Origin of the sequence: Vibrio panuliri (assembly GCF_009938205.1) — a bacterium.
Taxonomy (GTDB): Bacteria; Pseudomonadota; Gammaproteobacteria; order Enterobacterales; family Vibrionaceae; genus Vibrio; species Vibrio panuliri.
This window is the reverse complement of the sequence record NZ_AP019654.1, coordinates 2,525,004-2,549,596: the sequence shown is the minus strand read 5'-3', so window position 1 is coordinate 2,549,596 and position 24,593 is coordinate 2,525,004. Positions and strand designations below refer to the sequence as shown.

The window sequence follows — 24,593 nt, the reverse complement described above, 5'->3', positions numbered from 1 at the left end:
TAAAAAGGTCAGCTTTCGCTGACCTTTTTTATATACTACAGCCTAAGTTCATCATCTCTCTATTCTATGTCTGGCGAATTTAATCTAATAGAAAAGTATTTTGTCGATCAGCAAGCGCAGCGCAGCGATGTTGTGCTGGCTGCCGGTGATGATTGCGCATTGGTTTCTGCACCGGTTGGTTCTTTGATTGCGATTAGCACCGATACCTTGGTTGCGGGCACGCATTTCTTAGCCTCCGCTAATCCTCGTTGGGTGGCGCACAAAGCCCTTGCTTCTAACATCAGTGATTTAGCGGCAATGGGGGCGACGCCAGCATGGGTTTCTTTTGCACTGACGATGCCAGAAATTGATGAAATCTGGCTAGCCCCATTTTGTGAAGGTTTTTTTGCCCTAGCTGATCAATATGGTTTGCAATTGATTGGCGGTGATACGACTAAAGGTCCTCTGAGTTTGACATTGACGGTACAAGGTTTAGTGCCTCAGGGGGAAGCATTGCTGCGCTCCGGCGCTCAAGTAGGGGATGGTATCTATGTCACAGGGCTACTGGGTGACAGTCAAGCTGGATTAGACGTGATTCTCGACAAGAGCAATGCAACTAAACCATTTGCAAGTGAACTGGAAAAACGTCATTACCTCTCAACGCCTCGAACTCAAGTAGGGGAAGCACTGCGTGGAATTGCCAGTGCTGCTATTGATATTTCTGATGGCGTTATCTCTGATTTAGGTCATATACTGAAGCGCTCTGGTGTAGGGGCTCAAGTAGAGGTAGAGCAACTGCCTTTATCTCAGCCGCTTCTCGAGTTCGTGGGTAGCTCGCCGCAAGCTCAGCAATATGCGCTGACGAGTGGGGAAGAATACGAGCTCTGTTTTACCGTACCAGACAGTCGAGAGGACGCAATGTGGCAAGCTCTGCAAGATATTGATTGTCAGATCACCCGTATCGGTACGATCAACGATGATGATAAACTGAGATTGACCCTTGATGGGCAAGACCTTGCTTGGCAGTTAAGCGGCTACGATCATTTTAAAACCAATTAAGACCGAATTATGACAAACCCTCTTTCTCTGATTTCTCTAAAGAATCCTTGGCATTTACTTGCAACAGGTTTTGGTAGTGGTTTATCTCCAGTGGTACCCGGTACGATGGGAACTTTAGCGGCGATACCTCTGTATTTGCTGTTAGTGCAACTGCCGTTAAGTGGATATTTACTGGTGGTTTTGGTTGCGTGTCTAGTCGGGGTGAAAATCTGTCAGGTCACTTCTGATGATATGGGGGTTCACGACCATGGCTCTATCGTTTGGGATGAGTTTGCCGGATTCTGGATCACGATGGCAGTTGTACCTTTGTTTCAATTGTCAGCAACAGATTGGAAATGGTTATTGACCGGTTTTATTCTGTTTCGTTTTTTTGACATGGTTAAGCCTTGGCCTATTGGGTGGCTCGATAAGCGTGTTCATGGTGGCCTAGGCATCATGATTGATGACATCGTTGCTGGTGTTATGGCTGGTGTTGCGCTTTACCTTATCGGTAAGTTTGCTGGTTGGCTGTAACCGCCGCATAATCTCCGCAATACATGGCTTTGCCGTGCGTAAGAGTTGAGAACGCCTTGTTTTGAGAGATGGTTTCGAGAGTCGAGACAAAGCGGTCTCTCGACTCTCCATTCTCATAACGATAAGTGTAGCGCTTATTTCAGCTTCTCTAAATCCGCCTCTATTTCAGCAATCTTACTCGAGACAACTTTCTCTAAATGTTTTAAGTCAGAGAGAATTTTCTGTTTAACATCCACTTCTGCGGTTTTCTGAGGTTTGGTGAGTTTGTTGAGCTCATCAATCACCAGGGTGAGGTTACGATTGATTTCAGTGACTTCTTTATATTGATGACTGCCACTATCAACCAGTACATTTTTGATTTGTCGAGGGTATTTGTACTTCACGCTTTTGGCGAATAGCTCACCTTTCTGTTTGCGAAAATAGATTTTAAGGATGTCTTTGTGGGCTTCTTGACGCAAAGAATAGCGCTCAATCTGTTTGGGATCTTGTATGCCTAGACCCGTTAGGTGTGGAAACATAGGCTACCTCATTAATCGTGAGTTTTGCTACCTAAGTTTAGCGTAGCGCAGTTGAACACGTTTAAATGTAGCAGCCTAGTGACAGGCAATATAGTTGAGCTATCTATATTTTTCTCAATCTGTGGTAGTGATCAGCTTGGTTCCAGTTCGGCAACATTCGCGATGAGTTTTTCGCGCAATACCATCTCTTCCTCTTCGCTCAACTTACCTCCCTCGGTGCCCGTAATAATGAAAAAGTCTTCCGCCCGCTCACCAATGGTGGTGATCTTAGCGGCGTGTAAGTTGATATTTAAATCTGCAAAAGTAGCTCCGACGGTTGCGAGTAACCCCGGAGTATCGAGAGCTACAAACTCCAGCGTCGTGCGCTTTTTGCTCTTGCTAGGAAGAAAATCAACGGTCGTTTTAACTTTAAAGTGCTGAAGATTGCGCGGCGTTCTTCGGGTGCGAAGCTTAGTCGGGCGACCATCGGTTAATACATGTATCAGGTGTTTTTCGACCGCTTTGTGGCGGCCTTCCTCAACCGGGTTGCTATGTTGATCAAGCACCATAAAGGTATCAAGTACATAACCATCTTTGCTGGTCATGATTTGTGCGTCGTGTACGTTAAAGTTACGTCTATCCAGTTCCGCAACGACAGTGGCGAAAATACCTTTTTGGTCTTTGGTATAGACGAATACCTCAGTTCCGCCACGAGTGGGCTTTTTACTGATCAACACCAGTGGTTGGGTTGGGTCGGCATGACGCAGTAAATTGGCGCAATGCCACGCGATCTGCTTGTGAGTATGGCGCAAGAAATAATCGGCCTTAAAGCGCTGCCAAATCACTTCGATCTCTCGACTGCTAAAGCCCTCTTTACGCAGTAGCGCTGAGGCCATCTGTTGGTTATGACGAATACGCTCACGTACATCAACGGGGTTTTCTAACCCTCGGCGTAATGCGCGTTGCGTGGAGTAAAACAGTTCAGCAAGTAAAGTGCGCTTCCAACTGTTCCACAGTTCTGGGTTAGTTGCACAAATATCGGCGACAGTTAAGCAGACTAGATACTCTAAATACTCTTCATCACGGACTTGCTTGGCAAACTCCGTAATGACCTCTGGGTCATAAATATCACGACGTTGTGCCGTGACTGACATCAGTAGGTGATTACGCACAAGCCATGACACCAAGTTGGCTTCTGGCGTCGATAAACCGTGTTCGCGGCAAAACGCGTAGGCCTCTTCGGCACCAATTACGGAGTGATCACCGCCACGCCCTTTGCCAATGTCATGGAAAATAGCGGCGATGATCAGAAGTTCTTTTTTCAGAATACGCGGATAAACTTCACAGCAAATGGGGTGTTTGCTGTGATTTTTGGCGTAGCTGAATGTATTGATGTGCTTAAGCAGGCGCACACTATGTTCATCAACGGTATAGACATGGAATAGGTCGAACTGCATTTGGCCGACGATTTGACTCCATTGCGGCAAGTAGGCCGATAAAACCCCCAATTTGTGCATTAAACTGAAGGCTTTGTGTAAGGCATTAGGGTGGCGGCAAAGCTCGAGAAATTTTTCACGCGCATCGGGAATCGTATGCAGAAATTTGTTGAAACGGCGGCGAGCCGTTCTTAATTGGCGCAATGTCGGTGGCGATACACCTTCAATTGTGGAGTCATTGGCGATATGCAGAAACATATCCAAAATGGTTTCAGGTCGGGCTTGGAATAGTGCAGGCTTGCGTGCTTCGATCAAGCTACCGCGACGTTGGAAATCTTCACTGATAACTTGAACTGAACTTTCAACCCCTCGGTTTAATATGGCTTGGCCAAACAGTTTAAGCAGCATTTTGTTGAGCTCTGCGACACGGCGTAAGGTGCGATAGAACTCTTTCATCATCATCTCAACCCCACGGTTGCCTTCGCCCGTAAAGCCAAGGGTTTCGGCAACGGGCGGTTGATGAGCAAACGTTAGGCGGTTGTCATAACGACGCAGTTCAATGTGTAGAGCAAAACGCACGCGCCAAAGGAACTCCTGACACTCGACCAACTCGCGATATTCGGCATCAGTCAGAAAACCATAGCGGCTCATTTCAAACAATGAGGTGGCACCAAAATGACGTCGCGCCACCCAGCTAAGGGTATGGATATCACGCAGTCCACCTGGGGTTGATTTGATGTCTGGCTCAAGGTTGTAGGTGGTGTCGTGGTAGCGAGCATGGCGTTCGGCTTGCTCTTGCACTTTGGCTTTATAAAAAACTTCGCTAGGCCAAAAGTATTCAGAGTGAACGACCATTTTGAGCTGGTGGAAAGTCTCTTCACAGCCCGTTAATAAGCGTGCTTCTTGCAAGTTGGTGGCAACGGTAAGGTCGTTGCGCCCAATCTCGCCACACTCTTCCACTGTGCGTACAGCATGGCCGATTTCAAGACGTAAGTCCCAAAGCAGGGTGATAAACTCACTGACTTTTGCCCCTAGATTCTCTGGAAGCGTTTTTTTAGACAGGATGAGAATATCGATATCAGACAGAGGATGAAGTTCACCGCGCCCATAACCGCCGACGGCGACGAGACTGATGTTGGGCAGTTTATCAAAACCATAATGCTGCCATAAACGTGTGAGCAGTAAGTCGAAGTAATCCGAGCGACCTAACACCAAATCACTGACAGGGTGGTGGTTTATAAATTCCTGCTTTTGATAGCTAGCAAATTGCTCTAGTTGTAACTTGAGCTCATGGACATTGATTTGCTCGTCACTAAATGTGAGTGGCGATTGAAAAGGCATAAGGCTATCCGTGCTTTGTGTACCCATTAACTGTGGTTACGGGTAGAGATTGACTCTCTTCACTTTACCAAATCATGTTGCACAAAAAAATATCCCCGCAACAGCGGGGATAAGGAAATTAAGCGTTTTTCATAAAGCGAGGAATTGTATCGTCACTGCGCAGTGTTAATACTTCACAGCCCTCTTTGGTCACGAGGATAGTGTGTTCATATTGCGCAGACTTTTTACCGTCACCGGTGTATACCGTCCAGTCGTCTTGAGCATCAACGCTACAACCGAATTTACCCGCATTGATCATTGGTTCGATAGTGAAACACATACCTTCTTTCAGTACGCGGCGGTCACTATTGCGGTAATGCACAACTTGTGGTTCTTCGTGGAACTCGTTACCGATGCCATGACCACAGAAATCCTTAACAATAGAGAACTTGTTACGCGGATTGTTCTTGTTGTTGGTCTTGATGTACTTCTCGATTGCAGTGCCGATGTCACCAACAGTCGCACCCGGCTTCACTTGACGCATACCGATGTATAATGCTTCTTGCGTCACCATGCATAGACGCTTGTCTTCTGGTGACGTCTCACCAACGAAAAACATCTTCGATGTATCACCGTGGTAGCCTGCTGGGCGAACACTCAAATCTGCATTTTCGTCATCTGGCACGATCACTGTGATATCGACGTTGATGATGTCACCATTCTTAAGAACGGCTGGTTTCATTTGTCCATTTGCACCCATCTCGTCTTGTGCTGCAGGGATACCGTGACAAACGATGTGGTTGATTGAGGTGCAGATTGACTTAGGAAAGCCATGGTAATCGAGCGGTGCAGAGTACGCGCCTTTTTCTAGAGCATAATCGTGACAAATTTGGTTTAACTCATCTGTCGTTACCCCTTCTTTGATATAAGGTTCGATCATTTCTAAAACCTCAGCAGCTAGGCTACCTGCTAAGCGCATACGTTCGACTTCTTCAGCCGTTTTAATCTTGATTGACATTGGCTTTTCTCTATTTCCTCTACTGCACATAAATGTGCTAACCGACACATTTTAACAGGAAGAGATGAGAATGTGTATTTGTGTTGTTTAGCCAATGTCGAAACTTGTTGCAAAAGATGGCAAACGAGCAGGGTGAAGCGGAATTATTTCTAGCCAATTAGGGCTAAAATGTGATATAAAGCGCGCCGGAATCATTGTCAGTTCTCTTCACCTAGCGACGCTAAGTGGCGAAGCTGATGAGTTCCCTAAAACATTTATCTTTAAATCACACACATTCCGACACATATTCCGGGGTGCTGAGCAGAAGCTTAGTCGGAATCATGGGGGATGTGGAGGCCTAACCCCATAGAGGATTTTAAAATGGCAACTGTATCAATGCGCGATATGCTGAAAGCTGGTGTTCACTTCGGTCACCAAACTCGTTACTGGAACCCAAAAATGAAGCCATTCATCTTTGGTGCTCGTAACCGCGTTCACATCATCAACCTAGAAAAAACTGTACCAATGTTCAACGAAGCTCTAGCTGAACTAGCTAAAGTTGGCGAGAAGAAAGGTAAAGTTCTATTCGTAGGTACTAAACGCGCTGCATCTGAAGCTGTTAAAGAAGCTGCTATCGCAAGCAACCAGTACTACGTTAACAACCGCTGGTTAGGCGGTATGCTAACAAACTACAAAACTGTTCGTCAGTCTATCAAGCGTCTAAAAGATCTTGAAGCACAGTCTCAAGACGGTACTTTTGACAAACTAACTAAGAAAGAAGCTCTAATGCGCACTCGTGAAATGGAGAAGCTAGAGAAATCTCTTGGTGGTATCAAAGATATGGGCGGCCTACCAGACGCTCTATTCGTGATCGACGCTGACCACGAGCACATTGCGATTAAAGAAGCTAACAACCTAGGTATTCCAGTATACGCTGTGGTAGATACTAACTCTAACCCAGATGGCGTAGACTACATCATCCCAGGTAACGACGACGCGATCCGCGCAGTACAACTATACCTAAACGCTGCAGCTTCTGCTGTAACTGAAGGTCGCAACAAAGACGTTGCTGTTGTAGCTGAAAAAGACGGCTTCGTAGAAGCTGAATAATAGCGGCTCCGAGTCTTACTTAGTCAATGTGCAACCTTTTTGTCGCACATACTGAGTTATAGTTATCATCAGGGGCCGAAAATGTAGGCCCCTGATTTTTACCCTATCCAGAATCAACCGAGGAATACAGAATGGCTGTTACTGCTGCTCAAGTAAAAGAACTGCGCGAACGTACTGGCGCAGGTATGATGGAATGTAAGAAAGCGCTTGTTGAAACTAACGGCGACATCGAACTGGCAATCGAAAACATGCGTAAATCAGGTGCTGCTAAAGCTGCTAAGAAAGCAGGTAACGTAGCTGCTGAAGGCGCAATCATCATCAAAGACGCAGATGGCGTAGCTGTTCTTCTTGAAGTTAACTGTCAAACTGACTTCGTTGCTAAAGACGGCAACTTCACTGCATTCGCAGACAAAGTAGCAGAAGAAGCACTAGCTTCTAAAGCTTCTGTTGAAGAGCTAGTTGCTAAGTTCGAAGAAGAGCGTGTTGCTCTAGTTGCTAAAATCGGCGAAAACGTTACTATCCGTCGCGTACAGTACGTTGAAGGTGCTGCTATCGCTTCTTACCGTCACGGTGAGAAAATCGGTGTAGTAGTAGCTGGTGAAGGCGACGCTGAAACTCTAAAACACATCGCAATGCACGTAGCTGCATCTCGTCCAGAATACGTTAACCCAACTGACGTACCTGCTGACGTAGTAGCTAAAGAGCGTGAAGTTCAAGTTGAAATCGCGATGAACGAAGGTAAGCCTAAAGAAATCGCTGAGAAGATGGTTGAAGGTCGCATGAAGAAATTCACTGGCGAAGTTTCACTAACTGGTCAGCCTTTCGTTATGGAACCTAAGAAATCTGTAGCTGAGATTCTAAAAGAGCGCGGTGCATCAGTTTCTAACTTCGTTCGCCTAGAAGTAGGTGAAGGTATCGAGAAAGCTGAAGGCCTAAGCTTCGCTGAAGAAGTTGCTCTAGCGCAAAAAGGTTAATCCTTAGCGACGCTGAGATATCTAGACCGTGGCCATGGCTGCGGTCTTTTTATGATTAGTCGTGATGGATAAAGATTTTGGTAAGTCTCTATCCATGACTGTTAATTAATAACTCTCTTTTTGGAAGGTATAATCCATGACTACGAACCCTAAACCAGCATATCAACGCATCTTGTTAAAATTGAGTGGTGAAGCACTTCAAGGCTCAGAAGGTTTTGGTATTGACCCTGCAATTCTTGACCGTATGGCTCAAGAGGTTAAAGAGCTGGTTGAACTAGGTGTTCAAGTCGGTGTTGTAATTGGTGGTGGTAACCTATTCCGTGGTGCAGGCCTAGCTGAAGCGGGTATGAACCGTGTTGTGGGCGACCATATGGGTATGCTAGCGACAGTAATGAACGGTTTAGCAATGCGTGATGCACTGCACCGTGCTTACGTAAATGCTCGCGTGATGTCTGCGATTCCTCTAAAAGGCGTATGTGACGACTACAACTGGGCGGATGCGATTCGCGAACTTCGCCAAGGCCGCGTAGTTATTTTCTCTGCAGGTACAGGTAACCCATTCTTCACTACTGATTCTGCGGCTTGCTTACGTGGTATCGAAATCGAAGCTGATGTGGTTCTAAAAGCAACCAAAGTGGATGGTGTATTTACCGCAGACCCAGTAGCAAACCCTGACGCAGAGCTGTATGATAAGCTGAGCTACGCTGAAATTCTTGATAAAGAACTAAAAGTGATGGATTTAGCAGCATTTACACTTGCTCGCGACCACAAAATGCCAATTCGCGTATTCAATATGAACAAGCCAGGTGCACTACGTCGCGTGGTAATGGGTGAAGCTGAAGGTACTTTGATTACTGAGTAAGCTTTATCAGTGATGTCGTTATTTGGAAAATGACGACTCGCCGACTAACCCTGTTAAAATTTCTTTGAGAAAGAAGAATTATTAAGGTGAAACCGTGATTAACGAAATCAAAAAAGACGCGCAAGAGCGCATGGAAAAGAGCGTTGAAGCTCTAAAAAACAACCTTTCTAAAGTTCGCACGGGTCGCGCACACCCAAGCTTGCTATCTGGTCTATCTGTTGAGTACTACGGTGCACCAACACCGCTAAACCAAGTAGCTAACGTTGTTGCAGAAGATGCACGTACGCTTGCTATCACAGTTTTTGACCGTGAACTTACTCAGAAAGTTGAAAAAGCAATCATGCAATCTGACCTAGGTCTAAACCCTATGTCAGCAGGTACTATCATCCGCGTTCCACTTCCACCGCTAACGGAAGAACGCCGTAAAGACCTAGTTAAGATCGTACGTGGTGAAGCAGAAGGTGCACGTGTTGCAGTACGCAACATTCGCCGTGACGCAAACAGCGATCTTAAAGCGCTACTAAAAGACAAAGAAATCTCTGAAGATGAAGAGCGTAAAGGCCAAGACGAAATCCAAAAACTGACTGACGTAGCAGTGAAAAATGTGGATGACGTTCTAGCGGCAAAAGAAAAAGAGTTGATGGAAGTTTAATTCTTCAACCTTCCTCAAAAAAAAGCACTGTGCTCTGCGCGCAGTGCTTTTTTATGCTACTCTTTGCCCCCTGCTTGTTACCTAAATACCTCTATGCAAAATTCACAACTCTCACCGGAACTGCTCCCTAAACATATCGCTATCATTATGGATGGCAATGGCCGTTGGGCGAAAGCGCAAGGCAAGCCCCGCGTTTTTGGACACAAGAATGGTGTTGCTGCGGTTAGAAAAACCATTACCACGGCTGCTCGTCTCGGGATTAAAGCGGTAACCTTATTCGCTTTTAGCAGTGAAAACTGGCGTCGACCTGAAGAAGAGGTAGGGGTCTTGATGGAGTTGTTTATTACTGTCCTATCGACAGAAGTGAAACGACTACACAAAAATGGCCTTCGCTTACGAGTGATTGGTGATAGCAGTCGTTTTAATCAACGTCTCCAACAAAAAATAGCCCAAGCTGAAGCGCTCACTGCTAACAACAGCGGTATGGTGATTAATATCGCCGCAAACTACGGCGGAAAATGGGATATTACTGAGGCCGCCAAACAGGTTGCTCGACAAGTTCAGCAAGGTGATCTTTCGGTGGAAGAGATCACTGAGAGTGTGATTACCCAGCACCTCACTATGGCAGATTTGCCGGAAGTAGACCTTTTGATCCGCACCAGTGGCGAGTGCCGCATTAGCAACTTTATGCTTTGGCAACTTGCGTACGCCGAGATCTACTTTACTCCTATTTACTGGCCTGAATTTAATGAAGATAGCTTAATTGAAGCTATTACATGGTTTATTGAACGTGAACGTCGTTTCGGGTGCACTGGCGAGCAAGTTAGAGCATTAATGGAATGCCAATAAGGACTCAAGTTTGAAACAACGAATTATCACTGCACTGATTCTTGCTCCATTAGTGATTTTAGCGATTTTTAAGCTCTCTTTGCCGCTATTTATCGCTCTAATTTCTGTGGTTACTTTGATTGGCTTTTGGGAGTGGACCCAATTTGTCGAAACGAATAACCGTATGGTGGCTTTGCTACCAAGTCTAGCTGTTACCGGACTAAGTTTTGCTCTAATTCCTTTTGATGCGTACAGCCTTAATCATTTATCAGCCAGCCACTTTGCCATACTCGTTATCGGCTTTGTGTGGTGGCTTTTCTCCAGTGGCTTAGCCATTACCTATCCTAAGTCGGCATCATTGTGGCGAGACTCTAAGCTACTTCGTCACTTGTTTGGCATGCTGACCATGCTTCCATTCCTATGGAGTATCATTATGCTCCGTGCAGAGGGCGTGACCAGCGACCCTTACCATGGCTCGAAACTCGTTCTTTATGTCTGTTTTATTGTATGGGCTGCGGACAGTGGCGCATACTTCGCCGGCAAGAGCTTTGGTCAACGTAAGATGGCACCACATGTTAGCCCTAACAAGACTATTGAAGGTTTAATCGGTGGTATCCTTACTGCACTGCTTGTTGGTTGGGGTACCGCTGAGTGGTTCGATATCCAGTTTGCTAACCTTGCTGCGTTTGTTGTCATTACGTTGACGACCGTTGTTATCTCTGTTTTAGGAGACTTGGTGGAAAGTATGTTTAAACGCGTATCGGGCATCAAAGACAGTGGCAATATCATTCCTGGTCATGGTGGAGTGCTGGATCGAATTGATAGCTTAACGGCGGCTTTCCCTGTATTTGCTCTTCTTTATTTCTTATTCTCGTAAGTAGAGTGAGGTTAACCTCACTCTCTTAACTATCGGTTTCTCGCTATGCGTAAATTAACAATTTTAGGTGCAACAGGCTCTATCGGTGCCAGTACCTTGAAGGTTATCGAAAACAACCCCGAACAGTTCAAAATTGTTGCTTTAGCTGCCGGTCAGAATGTAGAAAAGATGACCCAGTTATGTGTTAAGTGGCAACCTCAGTACGCGGTAATGGCTGATGAGCAGTCAGCGCAAGCGCTAACGATTAAACTGAAGTCGCTGAACTTAAATACCCAAGTATTGGCTGGTATCGAAGCTATGTGTCACGTTTCGTCGATGGATGAAGTGGATACGGTGATGGCAGCGATTGTGGGTGCGGCAGGCCTAATGCCAACGATGGCAGCGGTAAAAGCGGGTAAACGTATTCTACTGGCAAACAAAGAAGCTTTGGTCATGTCAGGACAACTGTTCGTTGATGCCGTTAAGCAATACGGTGCCGAACTGTTGCCAGTTGATAGCGAGCACAATGCCATTTTTCAGTGTTTGCCAAGCGATATTCAAACTAACTTAGGTCATTGCGATCTGAACGTGCATGGCATTGAGCATATCTTGCTGACTGGATCGGGAGGTCCTTTTCGCTATTCTAATTTAGCCGATCTCGAGCAAGTGACACCTGAGCAGGCGATTGCCCATCCCAATTGGTCAATGGGGCCGAAAATCTCGGTAGATTCAGCCACCATGATGAACAAGGGGCTAGAGTACATCGAAGCTAAATGGTTGTTTAATGCAAGCCGCGAGCAGCTAAAAGTGTTGATTCACCCTCAATCGGTGATCCACTCGATGGTGCAATACAAAGATGGCTCGACATTAGCGCAACTCGGTGAGCCGGATATGGCAACCCCTATCGCGTTGACATTATCCTATCCAGAGCGTGTGACCGCGGGAGTTAAGCCTCTCGATTTCACCAAAGTGGGTGAACTGACATTTCTTGAGCCGGACTTTCAACGTTATCCATGTCTAAAACTGGCCATTGATGCTTGTTATATGGGGCAGCATGCGACCACCGCTCTTAATGCCGCGAATGAGGTGGCCGTTGATGCGTTTCTAAATCGTGTGATTCCCTTTACTCATATTGCACGTGTCAATAATTGGGTGACAGAAAGAATTTGTTCGATGAATGCACAGCTAAAGTGTGATAGCTTGGAAGACATTTTAGAGGTCGACAAGATGGCTCGCACTCTGGCAACGAACTTTATTGGTGGACGCAGAGCATGACTGGGATTGTATGGAACTTTATCTCATTTATTGTCGCACTTGGTATTTTGGTGGCAGTGCATGAGTTTGGGCATTTTTGGGTCGCGCGTCGTTGCGGCGTAAAAGTTGAGCGTTTCTCGATAGGTTTTGGCAAAGCAATTTGGCGCAAAGTCGCCAAAGATGGCACGGAATACACCATTGCCATGATTCCTCTCGGTGGGTACGTCAAAATGCTTGATAGCCGCGTCGATGATGTTCCTCAAGAGATGCATCAGTACGCGTTTGATAAAAAACCGTTGTGGAAGCGAACCGCAGTTGTTGCTGCGGGACCTGCGTTTAATTTCCTATTCGCGATTTTTGCCTACTGGCTCGTTTTTTTGATCGGCGTACCCGCAGTGAAGCCAGTCGTAGGTCAAGTTCAGCCTCATTCTATTGCCGCACAAGCAGGTTTAGAAAGTGGGATGGAACTAAAAGCGGTTTCTGGCGTCAAAACCGCGGATTGGGAATCGGTCAACATGCGATTGGTCTCTCATATTGGTGAGCAGACATTTACCATGTCAGTGGCTCCAATTGATAGTATTGGAGTAGAGCAGCAACTGACGTTTGATATTAGCGATTGGCGTTTTGATCCTGATAGCCAATCGGCAATGTCGGCATTAGGCTTTACACCCTATACCCCAGCAATCTCCACGACGCTTGCAGCAATATCAGAAGGCGGTGCGGGTGAAGACGCAGGCTTGTTAGCGGGTGACAAGATTGTCGCGATTGATGGTCAAGCGATCTCGCAATGGCAGCAATTGGTTGAGTTGGTACGCAATAGTCCTAATTCGCCACTCGATATCGAAGTATTGCGAAACGGTGCCGTTGTGGAAGTGATCTTGACTCCACAAAGTAGAGAGTTAAAAGATGGCTCTCAGATAGGCTTTGCTGGAATCGCTCCTGAAGTCGCAGAATGGCCGGAAAACTATCGATTCGATCTGCAATTTGGTGTATTTGAGTCTATCGGCAAAGCGATAGATAAAACCGGTCAAGTTATCGGCCTAACCATCACCATGTTGAAAAAACTGGTGGTGGGAGATGTGGGTTTAAATAACTTAAGTGGACCTATCTCTATTGCTAAGGGCGCAGGAACAACCGCAGATTATGGATTGGTTTACTTCCTTGGCTTTTTGGCGTTGATTAGTGTCAATCTTGGCATTATTAACTTGGTTCCATTACCGATGCTAGACGGTGGTCACCTGCTGTTTTTTGCTATCGAAGCAATTATTCGACGTCCTGTACCTGAAAAGATACAGGAAATGGGCTACCGATTCGGTGGCGCAATACTATTTGCCCTTATGGCCGTAGCGATTTTTAACGACTTTGCTCGCTTATAAAGTGGATGAAGGTTGTAGTAAGGAATAACTAGAACAAATATGGCGATGAAAAAAATTCTGTTGGCAACACTACTTGCAACAAGTGTTTCTGCTCAAGCTGCAGACGGTTTTGTTGTGCAGGACATTCAAATTGAAGGCTTGCAGCGTGTTGCGTTAGGTGCAGCGCTACTCAAAATGCCGATTCGTATCGGAGATACCGTCAGTAACCAAGATGTTGCAGAGATCATCCGTGCCCTATATTCAACGGGTAACTTTGAAGATATCAAAGTCTCACGAGACAATAATGTGTTGGTGGTTCAGGTAACGGAACGACCAACCATTTCTACCATTTCATTCTCAGGCAACAGCTCAATCAAAGATGAGCAGCTGCAACAGAACCTAGATGCGTCGGGTATTCGTGTTGGTGAAGCGTTAGACCGTACCTCTTTATCGAACATCGAAAAGGGACTGGAAGACTTTTACTATAGCGTTGGTAAATACAATGCGACGGTTCAAGCGGTTATCACACCATTGCCTCGTAATCGTACTGACCTGAAGTTTGTTTTTACTGAAGGTGTGTCAGCCAAGATTCAACAGATTAACTTTATTGGTAATAAAGTCTTCACTGATGAAGAGTTGATATCGCGCTTTAATTTGAATGCCAACGTCTCATGGTGGAACTTCCTTTCTGATGACAAATATCAGAAGCAAGTGCTCGCCGGTGATATTGAAGCATTACGTTCTTACTACCTTGATCGTGGTTACTTGAAGTTCCAAGTGTCATCGACACAAGTTTCTATTTCTCCTGATAAAAAAGGCGTTTATATCACGCTCAACATTAACGAGGGTGAACAGTACACTGTCGATGAAGTGAAGTTCCGTGGTGACTTAATTGGCAAAGAAGCGGAATTTGAGAGCCTAGTTACCTTTGAGTCAGGTGAAGTTTATAACGGCTCTGCTGTCACGGCACTAGAAGAAGGCGTTAAGCGAGTTTTAGGTGAGGCGGGCTATGCTTATCCGCAAGTACGCACCATCCCAGAGTTCGATGACGAGTCAAAACAAGTTTCGCTGCTGGTTAATGTTGAACCGGGTAAGCGTGTTTATGTGCGTGATATTCGTTTTGTGGGTAACAACGCCACAAAAGATGAAGTGTTACGTCGCGAAATGCGTCAAATGGAAGGCAGTTGGCTGAACTCAAAAGCGATTGAAACCAGTAAAGGGCGCTTAAACCGTCTTGGTTTCTTTGAAACGGTCGATGTGCAAACCGTGCGAGTTCCTGGTAGTGATGACCAAGTTGATTTGGTCTACAAGGTTAAAGAGGCCAACTCAGGCAGCGTTAACTTTGGTGTTGGCTACGGTACTGAATCCGGTGTCAGCTTCCAAGTTGGTTTACAACAAGACAACTTTGCCGGTACTGGTGACCGCGTTGGTATCAGCGCGATGATGAACGACTACTCCAAGAACTTAACCTTAGAGTATCGCGATCCTTACTGGAACCTTGATGGTGTCAGTATGGGCGGTAAAGTTTTCTTCAATACATTCGAAGCATCTGAAGCAGGTATTGTTGACTACACCAACGAAAGCTACGGTGCAGAAGTGACATGGGGCTTCCCATTTGATGAACTCAACCGTTTTGAGTTTGGTTTAGGCTATACGCACAACAAGATCGGTAACGTTCCGTCTTATGATCAAGCGCGTAAGTTTGCAGAGAGTATCGGTCAAGCTGAAGGCGATATCTTAACCAACGATTTTGATATCAACCTATCTTGGACGCGTAACAACCTTAACCGCGGTTACTTCCCAACAGCTGGTAACTATCAACGTGCCTCTTACATGATGACGGTGCCGGGTTCTGACGCGAAATACTTCAAACTGCAATACGATGTGCGAAATTACATTCCGTTGACCAAGAAACATGACTTTTCGCTATTGATGCGCGGTCGTTTGGGGTATGGTAATGGCTACGGTAAAACCGATGGGAATGATAATTTATTCCCATTCTATGAAAACTATTATGCAGGTGGCTTCACCAGCTTGCGTGGTTTCCGTTCAAATACCGTGGGCCCTCGCGCGGTTTATACTAACCGAGCGGGATCATGTGGTAACAACGGTTGTATCGTGACTTCTGATGACTCTGTTGGTGGTAACGCCGTGGCATTAGCAAGTCTTGAATTGATTTTCCCAACGCCATTTGCATCAGAGGAAGTGCGCAGCCAAGTTCGTACCAGTGCCTTTGTTGATGCTGCTAGTGTGTGGGATACCGAGTTCGTATATAAAGGTGATATAGGCGATCCTTTGTACTATGACTATTCAGATCCAACCAACTACCGTGCTTCTTACGGTGTGGCTTTACAATGGATGTCGCCGATGGGACCTTTGGTGTTCTCAGTCGCGAAACCAATCGAAAGTTTTGAAGGTGATGACGAAGAGTTCTTCACTTTCACAATCGGTCGAACCTTCTAATTTAAGGAATTTACAAGTGAATAAAACGATTAAAGCGGCAGGCCTAGGCCTTTTAGTAATGACGTCTTCTCTTTTTGCTCATGCAGCAGAAGCCGCACAGAAAATTGCTTACATCAATACTGCACAAGTATTCCAAGAGCTCCCGCAGCGTGAAGCCGTACTTCAGCAAATGCAAAAAGAGTTCAAAGACAAGGCCGATGAACTAAAAGCGATTCAAGCAGAAGCGAAAACCAAAATTGAAAAGCTAAAGCGTGATGGCGAATTGCTTGGCGCGGAAGAAGTGGAGAAAATCCGCATCGAGATCGGTCAGCTAGACAGCAAATACAAAGTAAAAGCACAGGCGCTTGAGCAAGCTTCTGCACGTCGCGAAGCGCAAGAAAAAGCTAAACTATTCCAACTGATTCAAAAAGCAGTAAAAGAAGTTTCAGAGCAAAAAGGCTACGATATGGTTATCGATATCACAGCGCTTCAATACTCAAAACCTGAGTACAACATCTCTGAAGACGTAATCAAAGCACTAAAATAGACGTTTATGAAGACATTGACATTAGCCGAATTGGCAACAGTTACCGGGGGCGAATTACATGGTGACGCGACAGCGACAGTCACCATGGTCGCGCCGATGGATAAAGCGCAGCAAGGTCACGTGACCTTTCTGTCTAATCCTAAATACGCAAAGCACTTAGCTGAGTGCCAAGCGACAGTCGTAATGGTAAAAGCCGCTCAACTTGAGCAGTGCCAAGGAAATGCTCTCGTTGTTGATGATCCATATGTTGCCTTTGCTAAGGTAGCACAAGCTCTTGATACCACACCAAAGGCCGCTGTAGGTATTGCACCATCAGCGGTTATCGATCCAAGCGCTAAGCTCGGTGAAAACGTATCAATTGGTGCGAATGCCGTAATTGAAGAAGGCGTTGAGCTTGGCGATAACGTAGTGATCGGTGCTGGCTGCTTTATTGGTAAGCAGGCAAAGATTGGTGCGAATACGCAATTATGGGCGAACGTAAGTATCTACCATAATGTTGAGCTGGGTACAGATTGTCTTGTCCAATCAAATACGGTTATTGGCAGCGATGGTTTTGGCTACGCAAATGACAAAGGTGAGTGGATTAAAATCCCTCAACTGGGTTCTGTTCGCGTAGGCAACCGTGTTGAAATTGGTGGTTGTACTACCATCGATCGCGGTGCCTTAGAAGACACAGTGATTGCCGACAATGTCATTCTGGATAACCAAATGCAGATCGCTCACAATGTAGAGATCGGATATGGTACAGCGATGGCGGGTGGTACCATTGTCGCTGGCAGTACTAAGATTGGTAAGTACTGTATTATCGGTGGCGCAAGCGTGATTAATGGCCATATTGAAATTGCTGATGGTGTTACCATTACTGGTATGGGCATGGTAATGCGCAGTATCGATGAGAAGGGCATCTACTCATCAGGTATTCCGTTGCAAACCAATAAAGAGTGGCGAAAAACAGCGACTCGAGTCCATCGAATTGATGAGATGAACAAGCGCCTTAAAGCGGTTGAGAAACAGTTAGAAGAGCACAGTAACTCTTAATCAATACGTATTATAAAAAGACTCGCAAAGGGCGGGTCTTTTTTGTCTATAAAGCCCTGCGAACCTTGATCAACGTAGCATCAGAGGTGAACTCGGGTATAATAGTCGACGATACCCAAGCGACTTTTCAGGATGCCGGAATCAGTAACACGCTCCCATCTCGTGAAAACTCACATCTCGAGGTTACTTGGGTATATAGATTGAATTAAGCATTGAAAATAGGAATATGACTTTGACTACAGAAAAGAAAACGATGAACATTACTGAAATTCAGGAACTGTTACCACATCGCTACCCATTCTTATTAATTGATCGTGTAACAGATTTCCAAGAAGCAAAATACCTGACTGCGATTAAAAACGTTTCTGTTAATGAACCTCAGTTTACTGGTCATTTCCCACAACTGCCTGTATTCCCAGGTGTACTGATTCTTGAAGCTATGGCTCAAGCTACCGGCCTGTTGGCGTTCAAATCTTTTGGCGCTCCTTCAGGTAACGAATTGTACTACTTCGCGAGTGTAGACAACGCGAAGTTCCGTAAACCAGTGACCCCTGGCGATCAACTGGTGATTGAAGTTGAGTTTGTTAAAGAACGCCGCGGTATTGCAGCTTTCTCTTGTTCAGCTAAAGTAGACGGTGAAGTGGTTTGTTCTGCAGACCTTAAGTGTGCGCGTCGAGAGTTTTAATCTATGATTCATGAAACCGCTCAAATCCACCCAGTTGCGGTGGTTGAAGAAGGTGCGAAAATTGGTGCCAATGTTACTGTTGGACCATTTACTTACATCACCTCGAATGTCGAGATTGGTGAAGGCACTGAAGTTATGTCGCATGTGGTGATCAAAGGTCACACCACTATCGGTAAAGACAACCGTATTTTTCCGCATGCTGTGATTGGTGAAGAAAACCAAGATAAGAAGTATGGCGGTGAAGATACCACTGTGGTGATTGGTGATCGTAACGTGATTCGCGAAGCGGTGCAGATTCATCGTGGTACGGTACAAGATAAAGCCACTACTGTGATTGGTGATGATAACCTGTTGTGCGTAAATGCTCATATTGCCCATGACGTGATTGTTGGCAATCATACGCACATTGGCAACAACGCAATTCTAGGCGGCCATGTGACCGTTGGCGATTACGCTGGTGTTATGGCGTTGTCTGCGATTCACCCATTTTGTACCGTTGGTGCGTATGCATACATCGGCGGCTGCTCGGCGGTTGTGCAAGATGTATTGCCATATGTTCTTGCACAAGGTAACCACGCCTCTCCATTTGGCTTGAACTTAGTCGGGCTAAAGCGCAATGGTTTTGAAAAGCCAGAGTTACGTGCATTGCAAAAAGCGTATAAAGAGATCTATCGCTCTGGTAAAACTTTGGAAGAAGTGAAACCAGTTTTGGCTGAGATGGCGCAAGAGTGGGCATCTGTCGAGCCAATGTTGAAGATGCTTGAAACCACTGAACGTGGCATTATTCGCTAAGCGATTGACGAGTTGAGTTTAAAAAGATCGCAGTGTTGAGCTGCGATCTTTTTGTGTTTTTAAGCTGAGGAAATTTTTACCATGGAAAGACCTCTAAAGATCGGTATTGTGGCTGGTGAATTATCAGGAGATACCCTAGGCGAAGGCTTTATTAAAGCTATCAAACAGCAATACCCTGATGCAGAATTTGTTGGTATTGGTGGCCCTAAAATGATCGCTCAAGGCTGTCACTCTCTGTTTGATATGGAAGAGTTGTCGGTGATGGGACTGGTCGAAGTCCTTGGTCGATTACCTCGCTTACTGAAAGTGAAAGCTGAGCTGGTAAAGTATTTTACCGCGAACCCACCAGATGTGTTTGTCGGCATTGATGCGCCGGATTTCAACTTGCGTCTTGAACTCGATTTAAAAAATGCGGGCATTAAAACAGTTCATTATGTCAGTCCATCGGTATGGGCTTGGCGTCAGAAGCGTATTTTTGGCATCGGTAAAGCGACCAACTTAGTGCTGGCGTTTTTGCCATTTGAAAAAGCGTTTTACGATAAATTTAATGTACCTTGTGAGTTTATTGGTCATACATTGGCCGATGCGATTCCTCTCGAGTCAGACAAAGTTCCTGCCCGAAACCTTTTGGGTTTAGCACAAGACAAACGCTGGTTAGCTGTGTTGCCGGGCAGTCGAGGTGGCGAGCTTAAAATGTTGGCAGAGCCGTTTATCCAAACTTGCAAGTTACTTCATGCTAAATACCCTGATTTAGGGTTCGTTGTTGCGGTGGTGAATCAGAAGCGCCGCGAGCAGTTTGAAGCTGCGTGGCAAGCTACGGCACCTGAGCTCGACTTCAAGCTTATTGATGACACGGCTCAGAATGTGATTACAGCTTCAGATGCCGTGATGTTAGCATCCGGTACCGTTGCTTTAGAATGCATGTTGATCAAGCGTCCAATGGTCGTTGGCTACAAAGTCAATACATTGACTGCATTTTTGGCTCGTCGCATGCTCAAAACCAAGTATGTTTCTCTGCCTAACATTTTGGCGGATGAAGAGTTGGTCAAAGAGTTTCTTCAAGAAGCATGTACCCCAGAAAATTTGAGTAATGAAGTCGAGCAATTACTTGGTCAGCATGGGCAGGAAATGGTGACTCGCTTTACCGAAATGCACCATTGGATTCGCAAAGATGCAGACCAACAAGCTGCGAAAGCGGTACTGAACTTAATTGGAATGAACAAGTCACTATGACAAAAGAGAAAAAAGAGCTGCCACCGTTTGAATATCCTCAAGGTTATCAACTGATTGCTGGCGTGGATGAAGTGGGGCGTGGCCCGCTAGTTGGTGATGTGGTGACCGCTGCAGTTATACTCGATCCAAACAACCCGATTGAAGGGTTGAATGACTCGAAAAAACTGAGCGAAAAAAAGCGCTTAGCCTTACTGCCTGAAATCCAAGAGAAGGCGCTGGCATGGGCGGTAGGACGTTGCTCACCGGAAGAAATCGACCAGCTCAATATTTTACAAGCGACAATGGTAGCAATGCAGCGTGCGATTGCTGGGTTGCGAGTTCAACCAGATTTGGCGCTTATCGATGGTAACCGTTGTCCGCAACTACCGATGGATTCACAAGCGGTAGTTAAAGGGGATTTACGCGTAGCAGAAATCAGCGCAGCGTCGATCATTGCCAAGGTTGTACGTGACCAAGAAATGGAAGAATTGGACAAACAATATCCACAGTTTGGCTTTGCCAAGCACAAAGGTTACCCAACCAAAGCGCACTTTGAAGCTATTGAGCAACATGGTGTGATTGATCAACACCGTAAAAGCTTCAAACCAGTAAAAAAAGCACTCGGACTCGAAGAGTAATCGCGTAGAATAGTCAGTTAAGCGTCAAAGCCGGAAAGTATTAATGTCAGATCCAAAGTTTATTCACCTTCGTGTTCACAGTGATTTCTCCATGGTGGATGGCCTCTCAAAAGTGCCACCGCTGGTGAAGAAAGTTGCCGAAATGGGCATGCCTGCCATGGCATTGACCGATTTCACTAACTTATGTGGCTTGGTGAAATTCTATGGTACCGCCCATGGTTGTGGCGTAAAGCCGATCATTGGCGCTGACTTTGCTATGCAAATCCCTGAGTTTGGTGATGAGCTAGTCAAACTGACGGTATTGGCCGCGGATAACGTTGGCTATAAGAACCTAACCTTACTGATCTCTAAAGCCTATCTACGCGGACATGTTCAACATCAGCCAGTGATTGATCGTGACTGGCTGATTGAGCTAGCGGAAGGTTTGATCCTCATCTCGGGCGGTAAAAGCGGCGATGTGGGTAAAGCTTTGCTCAAAGGCAATAAAAAGCTGGTGGATCAGTGTGTCGACTTCTATCAGCAACATTTTGCTGACCGCTACTATCTAGAGTTAACTCGTACTGGTCGTGCTGACGAAGAGAGCTATTTACACTTTGCGCTTGAACTGGCTGAGGAAAAAGACCTGCCAGTGGTGGCAACCAACGATGTGGTATTTCTGAACGAAGAGTTATTTGATGCCCACGAGATCCGAGTTGCGATTCACGATGGTTACACATTGGAAGACCCTCGTCGTCCAAAGAACTACAGCCCTCAGCAATATTTACGCAGTGAAGAGGAGATGTGTGAGCTCTTTGCTGACATCCCCGAAGCGCTAGAGAACAGTGTTGAGATTGCTAAGCGTTGTAATGTGACCGTTCGTCTCGGTGAGTATTTCCTTCCCGCTTTCCCAACGGAAGGTATGGAAGAGACCGAGTTCTTGGTAATGAAGTCTCGTGAAGGTCTGGAAGATCGTCTCGAGTTTCTTTTCCCTGATGAAGAAGAGCGATTAAAGCGCCGTCCGGAATACGATGAACGTCTAGAAGTTGAGCTTGAAGTGATCAATAACATGGGCTTCCCGGGATACTTCTTGATCGTAATGGAGTTCATCCAGTGGTCGAAAGACAACGCGATTCCGGTTGGACCTGGTCGTGGTTCAGGTGCGGGTTCATTGGTGGCTTATGCGTTAAAGATCACTGACCTCGACCCACTTGAGTATGACCTTCTATTTGAACGTTTCCTTAACCCGGAACGTGTCTCCATGCCCGATTTCGACGTCGATTTCTGTATGGATAAGCGTGACCAAGTTATTGATCACGTTGCAGAAATGTACGGTCGTGATGCGGTATCACAGATCATTACCTTTGGTACCATGGCGGCGAAAGCGGTTATCCGTGACGTGGGCCGTGTACTAGGCCATCCATTTGGCTTTGTTGACCGTATTTCAAAGTTGGTGCCGCCAGATCCGGGCATGACGTTGGAAAAAGCCTTTGCCGCAGAGCCTGCACTACCAGAGCTGTATGCCGCCGATGAGGAAGTCAAAGAGCTGATCGACATGTGCCGCATCCTTGAAGGGTGTACACGAAATGCTGGTAAGCACGCGGGTGGCGTGGTGATTTCGCCAACCACGATTACCGATTTTGCGCCGATCTATGCGGATGCGGAAGGGCACTTCCCGGTTACTCAGTTCGATAAGAACGACGTTGAAACAGCGGGCTTGGTTAAGTTTGACTTTTTGGGTCTACGTACCTTAACCATCATTGACTGGGCATTGGGCTTGATTAACCCGCGTCTTGAGCGCAATGGTGAAGCGCCTGTGCGTATCGAATCGATTCCATTGCAAGATGAAGCTTCGTTCCGCGTGTTGCAAAACTCGGAAACGACCGCGGTATTCCAGCTTGAATCTCGTGGCATGAAAGAGCTGATCAAGCGCCTTCAACCTGACTGTTTTGAAGACATCATCGCATTGGTAGCCCTGTTCCGTCCGGGACCGTTGCAATCGGGCATGGTAGATAACTTTATCGACCGTAAGCATGGTCGAGAGGCGATCTCTTACCCGGATGAAAAATGGCAACATGAGTCACTGAAAGAGATCCTTGACCCGACATACGGAATCATCTTGTACCAAGAACAGGTCATGCAGATCGCTCAGGTACTCTCTGGCTACACCTTAGGTGGCGCAGATATGCTTCGCCGTGCGATGGGTAAGAAAAAACCAGAAGAGATGGCGAAGCAGCGTGCTACCTTTGAAGACGGTGCGGTAAAAAATGGCGTCGACGGCGAGTTGGCGATGAAAATCTTCGACTTGGTAGAGAAGTTTGCAGGTTACGGCTTTAACAAATCCCACTCCGCTGCTTATGCATTGGTTTCTTACCAAACGTTATGGCTAAAGACTCACTATCCGGCGGAGTTCATGGCTGCGGTAATGACCGCGGATATGGATAACACCGAAAAAGTCGTTGGTCTGGTCGATGAATGTTTCCGCATGAAACTCAAAGTCCTACCGCCAGACATTAACTCGGGCCTATATCGCTTTAATGTCGATGACGATGGTGCGATTGTTTACGGTATCGGTGCCATCAAGGGGGTGGGTGAAGGTCCAATTGAAGCGATTCTAGCTGCGCGTAATAAAGATGGACACTTTAAAGATTTGTTTGATTTCTGTGCCCGTATCGATCTTAAGAAGGTCAACAAGCGAGTGATCGAAAAGCTGATCTATGCCGGCGCACTGGATAGACTGGGACCACATCGTGCAGCGCTAATGGCATCATTGGATGATGCGGTCAAAGCGGCTAGTCAACATCACCAAGCTGAAGCTTTTGGTCAGACAGATTTGTTTGGTGTATTGACCGAAGCACCAGAAGAAGTTGAAAATAAATATACCAAAGTGCCACCATGGCCTGAGAAGGTTTGGCTTGAAGGGGAGCGTGAAACCCTAGGTCTTTATTTGACCGGCCACCCAATTAATGCCTACATCAAGGAACTTGGTAAGTACACCAGTTGTCGATTAAAAGATGCCACGCCAACTCGGCGCGATCAATCGGTGACGATTGCGGGTCTAGTGATTGCTTCACGAGTCATGACAACCAAACGCGGAACGCGGATTGGGATCATGACGCTTGATGACCGTAGTGGTCGTATGGAAGTGATGCTTTTCTCAGATGCGTTAGAAAGATATGCAGAACTGCTTGAAAACGATAAAATTCTTGTGGTTTCAGGACAGGTCAGCTTTGATGATTTCAATGGTGGCCTTAAAATGACCGCGCGCGAGGTAATGGACCTTGGTGTCGCGCGAGAAAAATACGCCCGTGGTCTTTCTGTTTCGATTAGCGAATCGCAAATCGACAGCCAATTTTTTGAGCGCTTTAGCAGTGTGCTAGAGCCTCACCGAGCAGGCACTATTCCTGTACATGTATACTATCAGCGTCAAGATGCCAGAGCGCGTTTGACCTTAGGTACAGAGTGGCGAGTAACGCCGAGTGATGCTCTATTAGATGATTTAAAACAGCTACTGGGTTCAGACCAAGTAGAACTCGAATTTAACTAAATTTGGTAATAAGTTGCCGAATCA

The 24,593-nt window shown here is 46.1% G+C and carries 21 protein-coding genes; 18 read left to right on the top strand and 3 right to left on the bottom strand.

All coding sequences use genetic code 11. The annotated features are described in order from the left end of the window. Window positions 1–66: 66 nt before the first annotated feature. Complete coding sequence (thiL, locus tag GZK95_RS11605) at window positions 67–1,038, top strand: thiamine-phosphate kinase (protein ID WP_075713372.1); 972 nt, start codon at window positions 67–69, stop codon at window positions 1,036–1,038. A gap of 9 nt (window positions 1,039–1,047) precedes the next feature. Next, window positions 1,048–1,551, top strand: coding sequence for a phosphatidylglycerophosphatase A (gene pgpA, locus GZK95_RS11600; protein ID WP_075713370.1), 504 nt, complete (start codon window positions 1,048–1,050; stop codon window positions 1,549–1,551). Window positions 1,552–1,685: 134 nt separating this feature from the next. Here pgpA and GZK95_RS11595 read toward each other — a convergent pair whose 3' ends face one another. From GZK95_RS11595 to map, 3 genes are all read right to left on the bottom strand, one after another. After that, window positions 1,686–2,069, bottom strand: coding sequence for a DUF3461 family protein (locus tag GZK95_RS11595; protein ID WP_075706874.1), 384 nt, complete (start codon window positions 2,067–2,069; stop codon window positions 1,686–1,688). 131 nt (window positions 2,070–2,200) lie between these two features. Then, window positions 2,201–4,825 (bottom strand): bifunctional uridylyltransferase/uridylyl-removing protein GlnD, encoded by a 2,625-nt coding sequence (gene glnD / locus GZK95_RS11590; protein ID WP_075713368.1) that lies wholly within the window; start codon window positions 4,823–4,825, stop codon window positions 2,201–2,203. A gap of 118 nt (window positions 4,826–4,943) precedes the next feature. Continuing rightward, entirely contained in the window at window positions 4,944–5,822 is an 879-nt protein-coding gene (gene map, locus GZK95_RS11585) for a type I methionyl aminopeptidase (RefSeq protein WP_075706878.1), read from the bottom strand. Between the two features lie 360 nt (window positions 5,823–6,182). On the opposite strand from map, the gene rpsB reads away from it, so the two are divergent. The 16 genes from rpsB (at window position 6,183) to dnaE (ending at window position 24,569) form a co-directional block, all read left to right on the top strand. Next, window positions 6,183–6,911 carry a 30S ribosomal protein S2 gene (gene rpsB, locus GZK95_RS11580; RefSeq protein ID WP_075649516.1) on the top strand — a complete coding sequence of 243 codons (729 nt, stop codon included), beginning with the start codon at window positions 6,183–6,185 and terminating at the stop codon, window positions 6,909–6,911. Window positions 6,912–7,042: 131 nt separating this feature from the next. Continuing rightward, complete coding sequence (gene tsf, locus GZK95_RS11575) at window positions 7,043–7,885, top strand: translation elongation factor Ts (protein WP_075706880.1); 843 nt, start codon at window positions 7,043–7,045, stop codon at window positions 7,883–7,885. A 136-nt stretch (window positions 7,886–8,021) separates the two neighbouring features. Further along, on the top strand, window positions 8,022–8,747 hold the full coding sequence (pyrH, locus tag GZK95_RS11570) for a UMP kinase (RefSeq protein ID WP_075706882.1): 726 nt from the start codon (window positions 8,022–8,024) through the stop codon (window positions 8,745–8,747). 94 nt (window positions 8,748–8,841) lie between these two features. Continuing rightward, on the top strand, window positions 8,842–9,399 hold the full coding sequence (gene frr, locus GZK95_RS11565; protein WP_075649513.1) for a ribosome recycling factor: 558 nt from the start codon (window positions 8,842–8,844) through the stop codon (window positions 9,397–9,399). A 93-nt stretch (window positions 9,400–9,492) separates the two neighbouring features. Beyond that, the gene (gene uppS, locus GZK95_RS11560; protein ID WP_075713366.1) at window positions 9,493–10,248 is read left to right on the top strand and encodes a polyprenyl diphosphate synthase; all 756 of its coding nucleotides are present in this window, start codon (window positions 9,493–9,495) and stop codon (window positions 10,246–10,248) included. A gap of 10 nt (window positions 10,249–10,258) precedes the next feature. Continuing rightward, window positions 10,259–11,104 (top strand): phosphatidate cytidylyltransferase, encoded by an 846-nt coding sequence (locus tag GZK95_RS11555; protein ID WP_075706886.1) that lies wholly within the window; start codon window positions 10,259–10,261, stop codon window positions 11,102–11,104. Between the two features lie 45 nt (window positions 11,105–11,149). Continuing rightward, a complete protein-coding gene (gene ispC / locus GZK95_RS11550) occupies window positions 11,150–12,358 on the top strand; it encodes a 1-deoxy-D-xylulose-5-phosphate reductoisomerase (protein WP_075706888.1) in 1,209 nt (402 codons plus the stop codon). Next, window positions 12,355–13,713 (top strand): sigma E protease regulator RseP, encoded by a 1,359-nt coding sequence (gene rseP / locus GZK95_RS11545; RefSeq protein ID WP_075713364.1) that lies wholly within the window; start codon window positions 12,355–12,357, stop codon window positions 13,711–13,713. The genes ispC and rseP overlap by 4 nt, the downstream gene beginning before the upstream one ends. 39 nt (window positions 13,714–13,752) lie before the next feature. Beyond that, window positions 13,753–16,155 carry an outer membrane protein assembly factor BamA gene (gene bamA / locus GZK95_RS11540; RefSeq protein ID WP_075713362.1) on the top strand — a complete coding sequence of 801 codons (2,403 nt, stop codon included), beginning with the start codon at window positions 13,753–13,755 and terminating at the stop codon, window positions 16,153–16,155. Between the two features lie 16 nt (window positions 16,156–16,171). Next, a complete protein-coding gene (locus tag GZK95_RS11535; protein WP_075706894.1) occupies window positions 16,172–16,681 on the top strand; it encodes an OmpH family outer membrane protein in 510 nt (169 codons plus the stop codon). Window positions 16,682–16,687: 6 nt separating this feature from the next. Further along, window positions 16,688–17,719, top strand: coding sequence for a UDP-3-O-(3-hydroxymyristoyl)glucosamine N-acyltransferase (lpxD, locus tag GZK95_RS11530; RefSeq protein WP_075713360.1), 1,032 nt, complete (start codon window positions 16,688–16,690; stop codon window positions 17,717–17,719). Window positions 17,720–17,951: 232 nt separating this feature from the next. Then, a complete protein-coding gene (gene fabZ / locus GZK95_RS11525; protein ID WP_075706940.1) occupies window positions 17,952–18,404 on the top strand; it encodes a 3-hydroxyacyl-ACP dehydratase FabZ in 453 nt (150 codons plus the stop codon). A 3-nt stretch (window positions 18,405–18,407) separates the two neighbouring features. Continuing rightward, a complete protein-coding gene (lpxA, locus tag GZK95_RS11520; protein WP_075713358.1) occupies window positions 18,408–19,196 on the top strand; it encodes an acyl-ACP--UDP-N-acetylglucosamine O-acyltransferase in 789 nt (262 codons plus the stop codon). Window positions 19,197–19,277: 81 nt separating this feature from the next. Then, window positions 19,278–20,429 carry a lipid-A-disaccharide synthase gene (lpxB, locus tag GZK95_RS11515; RefSeq protein ID WP_075713356.1) on the top strand — a complete coding sequence of 384 codons (1,152 nt, stop codon included), beginning with the start codon at window positions 19,278–19,280 and terminating at the stop codon, window positions 20,427–20,429. Next, on the top strand, window positions 20,426–21,046 hold the full coding sequence (rnhB, locus tag GZK95_RS11510) for a ribonuclease HII (RefSeq protein WP_075713354.1): 621 nt from the start codon (window positions 20,426–20,428) through the stop codon (window positions 21,044–21,046). Before lpxB ends, rnhB begins: the two co-directional genes overlap by 4 nt. 43 nt (window positions 21,047–21,089) lie before the next feature. Further along, on the top strand, window positions 21,090–24,569 hold the full coding sequence (dnaE, locus tag GZK95_RS11505) for a DNA polymerase III subunit alpha (protein WP_075713352.1): 3,480 nt from the start codon (window positions 21,090–21,092) through the stop codon (window positions 24,567–24,569). Window positions 24,570–24,593 lie beyond the last annotated feature (24 nt).

Bases quoted from the DNA above. Each gene is read 5' to 3' on its own strand.
- thiL (WP_075713372.1), top strand. From the start codon at position 67: ATGTCTGGCGAATTTAATCTAATAGAAAAGTATTTTGTCGATCAGCAA.
- pgpA (WP_075713370.1), top strand. From the start codon at position 1,048: ATGACAAACCCTCTTTCTCTGATTTCTCTAAAGAATCCTTGGCATTTA.
- GZK95_RS11595 (WP_075706874.1), bottom strand. From the start codon at position 2,069: ATGTTTCCACACCTAACGGGTCTAGGCATACAAGATCCCAAACAGATT.
- glnD (WP_075713368.1), bottom strand. From the start codon at position 4,825: ATGCCTTTTCAATCGCCACTCACATTTAGTGACGAGCAAATCAATGTC.
- map (WP_075706878.1), bottom strand. From the start codon at position 5,822: ATGTCAATCAAGATTAAAACGGCTGAAGAAGTCGAACGTATGCGCTTA.
- rpsB (WP_075649516.1), top strand. From the start codon at position 6,183: ATGGCAACTGTATCAATGCGCGATATGCTGAAAGCTGGTGTTCACTTC.
- tsf (WP_075706880.1), top strand. From the start codon at position 7,043: ATGGCTGTTACTGCTGCTCAAGTAAAAGAACTGCGCGAACGTACTGGC.
- pyrH (WP_075706882.1), top strand. From the start codon at position 8,022: ATGACTACGAACCCTAAACCAGCATATCAACGCATCTTGTTAAAATTG.
- uppS (WP_075713366.1), top strand. From the start codon at position 9,493: ATGCAAAATTCACAACTCTCACCGGAACTGCTCCCTAAACATATCGCT.
- ispC (WP_075706888.1), top strand. From the start codon at position 11,150: ATGCGTAAATTAACAATTTTAGGTGCAACAGGCTCTATCGGTGCCAGT.
- rseP (WP_075713364.1), top strand. From the start codon at position 12,355: ATGACTGGGATTGTATGGAACTTTATCTCATTTATTGTCGCACTTGGT.
- bamA (WP_075713362.1), top strand. From the start codon at position 13,753: ATGGCGATGAAAAAAATTCTGTTGGCAACACTACTTGCAACAAGTGTT.
- lpxD (WP_075713360.1), top strand. From the start codon at position 16,688: ATGAAGACATTGACATTAGCCGAATTGGCAACAGTTACCGGGGGCGAA.
- lpxA (WP_075713358.1), top strand. From the start codon at position 18,408: ATGATTCATGAAACCGCTCAAATCCACCCAGTTGCGGTGGTTGAAGAA.
- lpxB (WP_075713356.1), top strand. From the start codon at position 19,278: ATGGAAAGACCTCTAAAGATCGGTATTGTGGCTGGTGAATTATCAGGA.
- rnhB (WP_075713354.1), top strand. From the start codon at position 20,426: ATGACAAAAGAGAAAAAAGAGCTGCCACCGTTTGAATATCCTCAAGGT.
- dnaE (WP_075713352.1), top strand. From the start codon at position 21,090: ATGTCAGATCCAAAGTTTATTCACCTTCGTGTTCACAGTGATTTCTCC.